This window comes from Streptomyces sp. NPDC001002 (genome assembly GCF_053599215.1).
In genome coordinates, this window is record NZ_JBSFLV010000053.1 from 52,917 (window position 1) to 61,630 (window position 8,714).

Below are 8,714 nucleotides of genomic sequence, written 5' to 3' on the forward strand. Positions count from 1 at the left end.
TCACCCCTACTCGACCTTCGACATCCGCGACGTCGGATTGCCCTCCGCCTCGCTGTCCGACACGTACTTCAGGTCGTCCCCCACCCGCGACAACCGCACTGTGTGCGGTGTCGGATTGCACCCGTCGTGGTTGGACGCGGCGCCGGTCGACGTGGCGACGATCTCCTTCTTGGTCACCGACTTCACGGTGAGGTTGTCGTCGCAGGTGCCGCCGAGCTGGTCGGTCTGGCGCAGGGTGCCCAACGCCTCGCCCACGGCGGCCTGTCGGACGGTCAGCCGGAAGGTGCCGACCGGGAGCGTGCCGTCGAGGGCGAGGGCCGAGCCCTCCCAGGTGCCCAGATAGGAGTCGGGGACGGCGGACCCGGCGCTCTGACCCGCGCTCGTCGGGCCGGGGCTCGGCGTCGCGCTGCCGGTGTCGCGGGAACTGGGCTTCGGGCTCGCGGAGGAGCCGGGCTCGTTCCCCGAAGTGGCCGCCGGCGCCGAGGACTTGGAACTCGCGTCGCCCGACGCGTCGTTGCTGCTCCCGCCCTTCGGCATCAGATCGAACAGGAACACCGACCCCACCGTCACCGCCGCCAACGCCCCCGCGACCGCCAGCGCCACCGTGCAGCTCATCCGCCGCCCCCGCCCGCCGGCCCCCGGCGCGGACGACGCGGCCACGGAGACGGACAGCTTCCCGGGCCGCTCGTCCACGGGACCGGACGGGGACACCGTCTCGTGCGGGGCCGCGTCACGCGGCTCGGGGACGGAGACAGGCACAGCCGCCGGAGTAGCGGTGGGCATCGGCGGAGCCATCGTCGGCGGCGGCCCGAACTGCCCCACGGAACCACTCGAATCGACCGACGGACTGCTGAACCCCACCGGCCCGGAAGCCGCCTCCCTCAGCCCCGTTCCTGCTTGGCCCGTTCCCTCTTGCCCCGCCTCCCCCAGCACCCCCTCAAGATTCAACAGCTGTACGGCACTTCGGCTCACCTGCTCCACCAGCGCCCCCGGCAGCCACCCGCCCGCCACCAGCCGGGCCGCCCCCTTGGGAGCGAGCCGGCGGGCCAGTTCGGGCGGGGTCGGCCGGGCGGTCGGGTCCTTGACCAGGCAGGCCTCGACCACCTCCCGCAACTCGCCCTCCAGCGAGCCGAGTTCGGGCGGCTCATGGACGACCCGGTAGAGCAGGGCGGCCGACGAGTCGCCCGGGAACGGCGGTTCGCCGGTCGCCGCGTACGCCAGTACCGCGCCGAGCGAGAAGACGTCGGCCGCCGCCGTGGCGCCCTTGCCGAGGATCTGCTCGGGGGACATGTAGCCGGGCGAGCCGATGGAGACCCCGGTCGAGGTGAGGGAGGCCGTGCCGTCGGTGGCGCGGGCGATGCCGAAGTCGATGAGGAGGGGGCCGTCCAGGGTGAGCAGGACGTTGGAGGGCTTCACGTCCCGGTGGACCAGGCCCAGTTCGTGCACGGCCGTCAGCGCCTCGGCGAGGCCGGCGCCCAGGACCCGTACGGAATGGGCGGGCAGCGGGCCTACGTCCGTGACCGCGCCGGTCAGGGACGGGCCGGCGGCGTACGCCGTGGCGACCCAGGGGACGGCGGCCTGCGGGTCGGCGTCGAGCACCGGGGCGGTCCAGGCGCCGCCCACCCGCCGGGCCGCGTCCACCTCGCGCCGGAAGCGGGCGCGGAACTCCTCGTCGAGGGCGAAGTGCGGGTGCACGATCTTCACCGCGACCGTGCGGCCCCCGGCGCTGCGGCCCAGGTAGACCCGGCCCATCCCGCCGGAACCGAGCCGGCCGAGCAGGCGGTAGGGCCCCACGACGGTGGGCTCGTCGACTCCGAGCGGTTGCATGACGTCCACCCCTCCCCCGTAACGAGTAGAAGGGTAGTGCGCCCACGGCCGCCGGAAAGCTCCCCGCCGGCTACGGATCGCCCACGGATCGGCTACGGCTGGAGCAGATTCACCTTCAGGTCGGCCGGGAGACCGCTCGTCGGGCCGATCCGGCGGGCGAACTCCTCGACCGCGGCCAGCTGGGGGGCGCCGAAGTCGAAGTCGAGGGTCGTGAAGTACTGCTCCAGGACCTGCTCGTCGAAGACCTCCCAGCGGGCCGCCTGCTCGGCGACCTTGCCGACCTCCTCCAGGGAGAGGTTGCGGGAGGCGAGGAAGGCCTCGTGGACCTTGTGGGTGATCTCCGGCTCGCGTTCCAGGTAGTCGCGGCGGGCCGCCCAGACGGCGAAGACGAAGGGCAGTCCGGTCCACTCCTTCCAGAGCGCGCCGAGGTCGTGCACCTGGAGGCCGTAGCGCGGGCCGTCGTGGAAGTAGGCCCGCAGGGCCGCGTCGCCGATCAGGACCGCCGCGTCCGCCTCCTGCATCATCAGGCTGAGGTCGGGCGGACACGTGTAGTAGTCGGGGGTCACGCCGTAGCGGTCCGAGAGGAGCAGCTGGGCGAGGCGGACGGAGGTGCGGGAGGTCGACCCGAGGGCGACCCGGGCGCCGTCCAGCTCCGTCAGCGGGACCTGGGAGACGATGACGCAGGACAGGACGGGACCGTCGCAGCCGACGGCGATGTCCGGGAAGACGACCAGGTCGTCCGCGTGCTTGAGGAACTCGGCGGTGGCGATGGGGCCGATGTCGAGGTCGCCCCGCACCAGCTTCTCGTTGAGCTTGTCCGGGGTGTCCTTCGTGAGCTCGATGTCGAGGAGGGTGCCGGTCCTCGCGAGCCCCCAGTACAGGGGCAGGCAGTTCAGGAACTGGATGTGTCCGACGCGCGGCCGGGTGCGAGAATTGTCCACATCGCGAGGCTAGACCCTGCGGCGCGTGGTATGGCGACCGCCCCCACCGGCTCGCCGTCAACGCGACACGCCCGGGATCAAACGTTCCGGTGACGTGATCTTGGCCTCTATTGCTTTCGGGTGCCCACATGCTAGGCTCGCCGCAAGTTGCAGTTTGGTTTCCCTTGCAGTACAGAGCCTGCGGAGCATGTAACCGCGGGCTCTAGTCGTTTTCAGACGTATGCAGTAGTGCGGGACTTGTTTTCACACGTGCAGGGTTCTGGAGCAGGGCGACCCTTTGGGCCCAAGGAGGGCTTATGGCTACCGGAACCGTGAAGTGGTTCAACGCCGAAAAGGGCTTTGGATTCATCGCCCAAGAAGGCGGAGGCCCCGACGTCTTCGTTCACTACTCCGCGATCAACGCGTCCGGTTTCCGCTCGCTCGAGGAGAACCAGCAGGTTTCCTTCGACGTGACCCAGGGTCCGAAGGGCCCGCAGGCGGAGAACGTCACGCCGGTCTGATGTGACCTGGGCCGTCGGCCCGGCGATCTGAGTACGAGTTGCACTACCCAAGGAGCCCCGCGCCGCAAGGCGACGGGGCTCCTGCCTTTGTGCTGCGCGGGCGGAAGCGGTGGGGGTGTTGCAGGTCGGAGGCGTTGTCAGTGGTCGTCGGTAGCGTCCGGGACATGACCGAACCCGACTTCGTCACAGCCACCCGCACCTTCTACGACACCATCGCCGAGGACTACTCGGAGCGCTTCCGCGACGGGCACGCCGGACATCCGCTGGAGCGGGCGCTGCTCGGGGCGTACGCCGAGAGCGTGGGCCGGGGCGGGCAGGTGGCGGACCTGGGGTGCGGGCCGGGGCGGGTGACCGCGTATCTCGCCGGGCTCGGCCTCGACGTCTTCGGCATGGATCTGTCCGAGGGGATGCTGGCGGTGGCCCGCCGGGAGCATCCGGAGCTGCGCTTCGAGCAGGGGTCGATGCTCGACTCGGGGCTGGCCGACGGGCAGCTGGCGGGGGTGGTGTGCTGGTACTCGTCCATCCACACCCCGCCCGAGCGGCTCCCCGACCTGTTCGGCGAGTTCCACCGGGTGCTGGCGCCGGGCGGTCATCTGCTGCTCGGCTTCCAGGTCGGCGACCGGACCCGGTTTCACGACCGGCCGTTCGGCCACGACGTCACGCTCGGCTTCCAGCGGCGGCGGCCGGAACTGATCGAGGAGCTGCTCGGCGAAGCCGGTTTCACGATGCTCTCGCGGACCGTACGGGAGCCGGACGAAGACCGCCAGGAGTACGTCCAGCACGCCTTCCTGCTGGCCCGCAGAACCCCGCCGGGAGCCTCCCTGTGAGCCCCCGCTAGAGCACCCCCGCCAGATCCCGCGCCGCGATGTACCCGAACGTCATCGCCGGACCGATCGTCGAGCCCGCGCCCGCGTAGCTGTGGCCCATCACCGCCGCGCTGGCGTTCCCGGCGGCGTACAGGCCCGGGATGACGGAGCCGTCGGACCGCAGCACGCGCGCCATCGCGTCGGTCACCAGGCCGCCCTTGGTGCCGAGGTCGCCGGGGACGATCTTGAAGGCGTAGTACGGGGGCAGCCACAGGGGCGCGAGGCAGGAGTTGGGGAGGACGGCGGGGTCCGTGTAGTAGTGGTCGTACGCGCTGTCGCCGCGGTGGAAGTCGGGGTCCTTTCCCACCAGGGCCTGGGAGTTGAAGCGGCTGACCGTGGTGCGCAGCGCGGCCGCCGGGACGCCGATGGACGCGGCGAGGGCGTCGAAGGACCAGGCCTTGTGGGCGGCGCCCGAGCCGTACCAGTCGTCGGGCAGGACGAAGGTCGGGGCGATGTCCCGAAAGAGGTAGCGGTTGCGGTAGTTCTGGTCGACGACCAGCCAGGCCGGGATGTCGGGGTCGGTGGGGTTGCGGTCGTACATGGTGTGCACGACATCGCTGTAGGGGGCGGCCTCGTTGACGAAGCGGCTGCCGGCGGCGTTGATCATCAGGCCGCCGGGGAGGGTGCGTTCGGCGAGGCAGAAGTACGGGTCGTCGGGCAGCGGGATCGCCGGGCCCCACCAGGCGTCGTCCATCAACGCCAGGGCGCCGCCGGCCTGTTGGCCGGCCCGGATGCCGTCGCCGGTGTTCTCCTTCGCGCCGACGGTCCAGTCGGTGCCGATCGGCTGGCGCTGGTACTGGGCCCGCATGGCCGCGTTGTGCTCGAATCCGCCGGAGCCCACGACGACACCGCGCCGGGCGCGTACGAGACCGGCGGCGCCCGCGCGCGTGACGACGGCTCCGGTGACGGCGCCGCCCTCGACGTACAGGCTGGTGAGCGGGGTGTTCAGCCATACCGGGACGCCGGCGCTCTGGAGCCCGGCGCGCAGTCCGGCGGCCAGGGACTGGCCCATGGTGAGCGGTTTCTGGCCCAGCAGGGCGGCCTTGGTGCCGCGGGCCAGGCATTCGGCGGCGACGGCGGCGCCCTTGACGCTCACGGCGGACAGGGCGAGCCATTTGTAGTCGGCGCTGAAGACGACGAGGCCGGCCGGGACGTCCAGGTAGGGCGGGTTGAGGTGGGCGAGTTCGGCGCCGAGGACGTTGCCGTCGAGCTGGTCGGGTTCGATGGAGCGGCCGTTCGGGAGGCCGCCGGGGAGTTCGGGGTAGTAGTCGCTGTACCCCTCCATCCAGCGGAAGCGCAGCGGGCTGTTGGCCATGACGAAGGAGATCATCGCCGGGCCGTGGGCGAGGAAGGCCTGCTGCCGGGCGGCCGGGACGTCCGGGCCGACGACGGCGGCGAGGTAGGCGGCGGCCTTGGCGGGCGTGTCCGGGACGCCCGCGGCCAGCAGCACCGGGTTGTTGGGGATCCAGATGCCGGCCCCGGAGCGGGCGGCCGAGCCGCCGAAGGTGGCCGCCTTCTCGACGACCACGCAACTCAGGCCCGCCTTGGCCGCGGTGAGCGCGGCGGTCATGCCGGCCGCCCCGGAGCCGATCACGACGACGTCGTACGTACCCAGGAGCGGCGGGGCGGCCGCGGTGGCCGGGCCGGCGCCGGTCGCGAGGGCGACACCGGCCGCCGCGGAGGTGCCGAGCACCTGTCTGCGGGTCGGCAGCCCGATGGGTCTGCCGGGCTCCGTGTACGTGCTCGTGGACATCTCGGGTTCCTCCCGCCGAACGGGGACAAGGGGACCGGAATGTCGCGCGAGGGTCTTGTGAAGTCAATAACCGGGCGCGGGCGAAATGCCGTGCCCGATAGGTCAGTTGAGGCCGATCTGCGCGCAGTCCGCCGCGTAGGCCTGGGTGCAGATGTCCTTGACGGTGTAGACGCCGTCCGCGATCAGCGTCTGCTCGATGTTGTCCTTGGTGAGGGCGACCACCGGCACCAGGTTCGCGGGGATGTCCTTCTGCGTCGGGCTGTCGACCCGGTCCTGGGTCAGCGCGTCGAACTCGATGTCGCGGCCCTGGACCCGCGCGACCGCCAGCTTGGCGGCGCCGGTGGCCTCCAGCAGGAAGGACTTGTACACCGTCATGTACTGCTCGCCCGAGACGACCCGCTGGACGGCGTCCAGGTTCGCGTCCTGCCCGGTGACCGGCGGGATCTTGTTGGCGCCGGCCTCCTTGAGGGCGTCGATGACGGCGCCGGCCATGCCGTCGTTGGCGGAGTAGACGGCCGCGATGTTGCCGAGCCCGATCGACTGGATCGCCTTGAGCATGTTGGCCTTGGCGGTGGCCGGCAGCCACTGCGGGGTCTCGTACTCCTTGGCGATGACGACCTTGCCCTTGAGCTCGCTGAGCGCACCGGCCTTGAAGCTGGCGGTGTTGGGGTCGTTGACGTCGCCGTCCATCATGACGATCTTGCTGCTCGCGGCCTTGTCGCCGAGGGCGGTGACGACGGCCCGGCCCTGCACCTCGCCGACGAGTTCGTTGTCGTGGGAGACGTAGGCGTCGATCGGGCCCTGGGCGAGCCGGTCGTAGGCGATGACCGGTATCCCGGCGTCCTTGGCCTTCTGCACCTCGGTGGAGATGGCCTTGGAGTCCAGGGCGTCCACCAGGACGACGTCCACCTGGTCGTCGATCATCTTCTGGAACTGGCTGCTCTGTTTGGCCACGCTCGCCTCGGCGTTGGCGTAGACGACCTTGCCCTTGCCGTTGGTGAGGGTGGTGACCTGCTTCTTGATGATGGGGTAGTCGAACTTCTCGAAGCGTGCCGTGTCCTTGTCCGGCAGCAGGAGGCCCACCGTGAGGTCGTCGCCCTTCGTCGGTGACGAGGAGCTGCCGCCCCCGCTGATGGCGTCCACTGCGCCGCACGCGGTGAGGGAGAGGGCGGTGCTGAGGACGGCCAGGACCGTGGCCGAGCGGCGCACAGCGGTCCGGCGGGGGGAAGCGTTCACGACGGGGGCCTTCCGAGCGGGCGGGGCGTGGGGGGAAGCGGTTTCTCGGGGCCCGCGGGGGACACGTGGATACCCGAGTGGCCGACAGCCAACCGTCACACGTGTGTTACGTCAAGATGTTGTCGTAACAAGGCGAGGGAGCTCCCTACTTCGTGTACAAGCCCTCCACATCCGCGGCGAAGTCCTTCATGACCGTTTCCCGGCGGAGCTTCATGGAGGGCGTCAAATGGCCCTCGGCCTCGGTGAAGTCGCGTGGCAGGACGGTGAATCGGCGGATGGACTCGGGGCGGGAGACCATCTTGTTGGCCTCGTCCACGGCCCGTTGGAGGACCTGGTGCAACTCCTCGTCATTGACCAGAAGTTCGGCCGGAACCGGATGCTTGCCGTTCATCTGCCGCCAGTGGGTGATGCCGTCGAGGTCGAGGGTGATGAGCGCGGAGACGTAGGGGCGGCGGTCGCCGAGGACCATGCACTGGGAGATCAGGGGGTGTTGGCGCAGCCAGTTCTCCAGCGGGGCAGGCGCCACGTTCTTGCCGCCCGCGGTGATCAGGATCTCCTTCTTGCGGCCGGTGATCGTCAGATAGCCCTCGTCGTCCAACTGGCCGATGTCTCCGGTCGCGAACCAGCCGTCCGTCGACGCGGGTACCACCCCGCCAGCGTGCGGGTCCCAGTAGCCGCGGAAGACGTGTCCGCCGCTGAGCAGGATCTCGCCGTCGGCCGCGATCCGCACCTTCGTGCCGGGCATGGGCCAACCCACCGTGCCGAGCCGGGGTTTGAGGGGCGGGGTGCAGGTCGCGGCACCGGTGGACTCGGTGAGGCCGTAGCCCTCGTAGACCTCCATGCCCGCGCCGGCGTAGAACGCGGCGAGGTTGCGGCCCAACGGTGAGCCGCCGCAGATGAGTTGGCGGATGCGGCCGCCCATGGCGTTGCGGATACGGCGGTAGACGAGCGGGTCGTAGAAGGTGCGGGCCGTCTTCAGGGCCGTGCCGGGGCCCGACCCGGTGCCCGCGTGGCGGGCCTCCATGGCCTCGCCGTAGCGCTGGGCCACGCTGGCGGCGCGGTCGAAGGACGAGGCCCGGCCGCCGCTCTCCGCCCTGGCGCGGGCGCTGTTGTAGACCTTCTCCAGCATGTAGGGGATGGCGAGCAGGAAGGTCGGCTTGAAGCTGCCGAGGTCCGCGATGAGGTCCTCGGCCTGGAGGCTCGGCGCGTGGCCGAGGCGGACCCGGGCGCGTACGCAGGCCACGGCCACCATGCGGCCGAAGACGTGCGACATGGGGAGGAAGAGAAGGGTGGCGGGCTCGTCGGAGGTCTTCGACTTGAAGACGGGGTAGAGGAGTTCGATCGCGTTGTCGACCTCCGCCAGGAAGTTGGCGTGCGTGAGCACACAGCCCTTGGGGCGGCCCGTGGTGCCCGAGGTGTAGATGACGGTGGCGAGGGTGTCGGGGACCAGCATGCCCCGGCGTACGGAGATCTCCTGGTCGGGCACCGGCTGCCCGAGCTCCGCGAGCCGGTCCAAGTGGCCTTTCTCCACGACCCACATGTGGCGCAGGTCGGGCAGCCGGTTGAGCTCCGGGCCGAGCGCCGAGGCCTG

At 70.8% G+C, this 8,714-nt stretch carries 7 protein-coding genes; 2 read left to right on the forward strand and 5 right to left on the reverse strand.

Going from position 1 to position 8,714, the window contains the following annotated elements; all coding sequences use genetic code 11:
- Nucleotides 1-6 precede the first annotated feature (6 nt).
- A complete protein-coding gene (locus tag ACWDR3_RS24175; protein WP_450354622.1) occupies nt 7-1,827 on the reverse strand; it encodes a serine/threonine-protein kinase in 1,821 nt (606 codons plus the stop codon).
- A gap of 92 nt (nt 1,828-1,919) precedes the next feature.
- A complete protein-coding gene (locus ACWDR3_RS24180) occupies nt 1,920-2,768 on the reverse strand; it encodes a menaquinone biosynthesis protein (RefSeq protein WP_123998469.1) in 849 nt (282 codons plus the stop codon).
- Between the two features lie 296 nt (nt 2,769-3,064).
- Here ACWDR3_RS24180 and ACWDR3_RS24185 point away from each other — a divergent pair, with 296 nt between their 5' ends.
- Nucleotides 3,065-3,268 (forward strand): cold-shock protein, encoded by a 204-nt coding sequence (locus ACWDR3_RS24185; RefSeq protein ID WP_003992177.1) that lies wholly within the window; start codon nt 3,065-3,067, stop codon nt 3,266-3,268.
- A 164-nt stretch (nt 3,269-3,432) separates the two neighbouring features.
- Nucleotides 3,433-4,095 carry a class I SAM-dependent methyltransferase gene (locus tag ACWDR3_RS24190; protein ID WP_450354623.1) on the forward strand — a complete coding sequence of 221 codons (663 nt, stop codon included), beginning with the start codon at nt 3,433-3,435 and terminating at the stop codon, nt 4,093-4,095.
- A 7-nt stretch (nt 4,096-4,102) separates the two neighbouring features.
- Here ACWDR3_RS24190 and kstD read toward each other — a convergent pair whose 3' ends face one another.
- From kstD to ACWDR3_RS24205, 3 genes are all read right to left on the reverse strand, one after another.
- Nucleotides 4,103-5,887: a 3-oxosteroid 1-dehydrogenase gene (kstD, locus tag ACWDR3_RS24195; protein ID WP_450354624.1), complete on the reverse strand. Its 1,785-nt coding sequence runs from the start codon at nt 5,885-5,887 to the stop codon at nt 4,103-4,105.
- Nucleotides 5,888-5,989: 102 nt separating this feature from the next.
- Nucleotides 5,990-7,123, reverse strand: a complete 1,134-nt coding sequence (locus ACWDR3_RS24200) for a sugar ABC transporter substrate-binding protein (RefSeq protein WP_450354625.1) — start codon at nt 7,121-7,123, stop codon at nt 5,990-5,992.
- A 145-nt stretch (nt 7,124-7,268) separates the two neighbouring features.
- The coding region (locus ACWDR3_RS24205) for an AMP-dependent synthetase/ligase (protein WP_450354626.1) at nt 7,269-8,714 on the reverse strand (1,446 nt) is incomplete at its 5' end.

What these genes read in the sequence shown, in the direction of transcription:
- ACWDR3_RS24175 (WP_450354622.1), bottom strand. Translation starts at nt 1,827, where the DNA reads ATGCAACCGCTCGGAGTCGACGAGCCCACCGTCGTGGGGCCCTACCGC.
- ACWDR3_RS24185 (WP_003992177.1), top strand. Translation starts at nt 3,065, where the DNA reads ATGGCTACCGGAACCGTGAAGTGGTTCAACGCCGAAAAGGGCTTTGGA.
- ACWDR3_RS24190 (WP_450354623.1), top strand. Translation starts at nt 3,433, where the DNA reads ATGACCGAACCCGACTTCGTCACAGCCACCCGCACCTTCTACGACACC.
- kstD (WP_450354624.1), bottom strand. Translation starts at nt 5,887, where the DNA reads ATGTCCACGAGCACGTACACGGAGCCCGGCAGACCCATCGGGCTGCCG.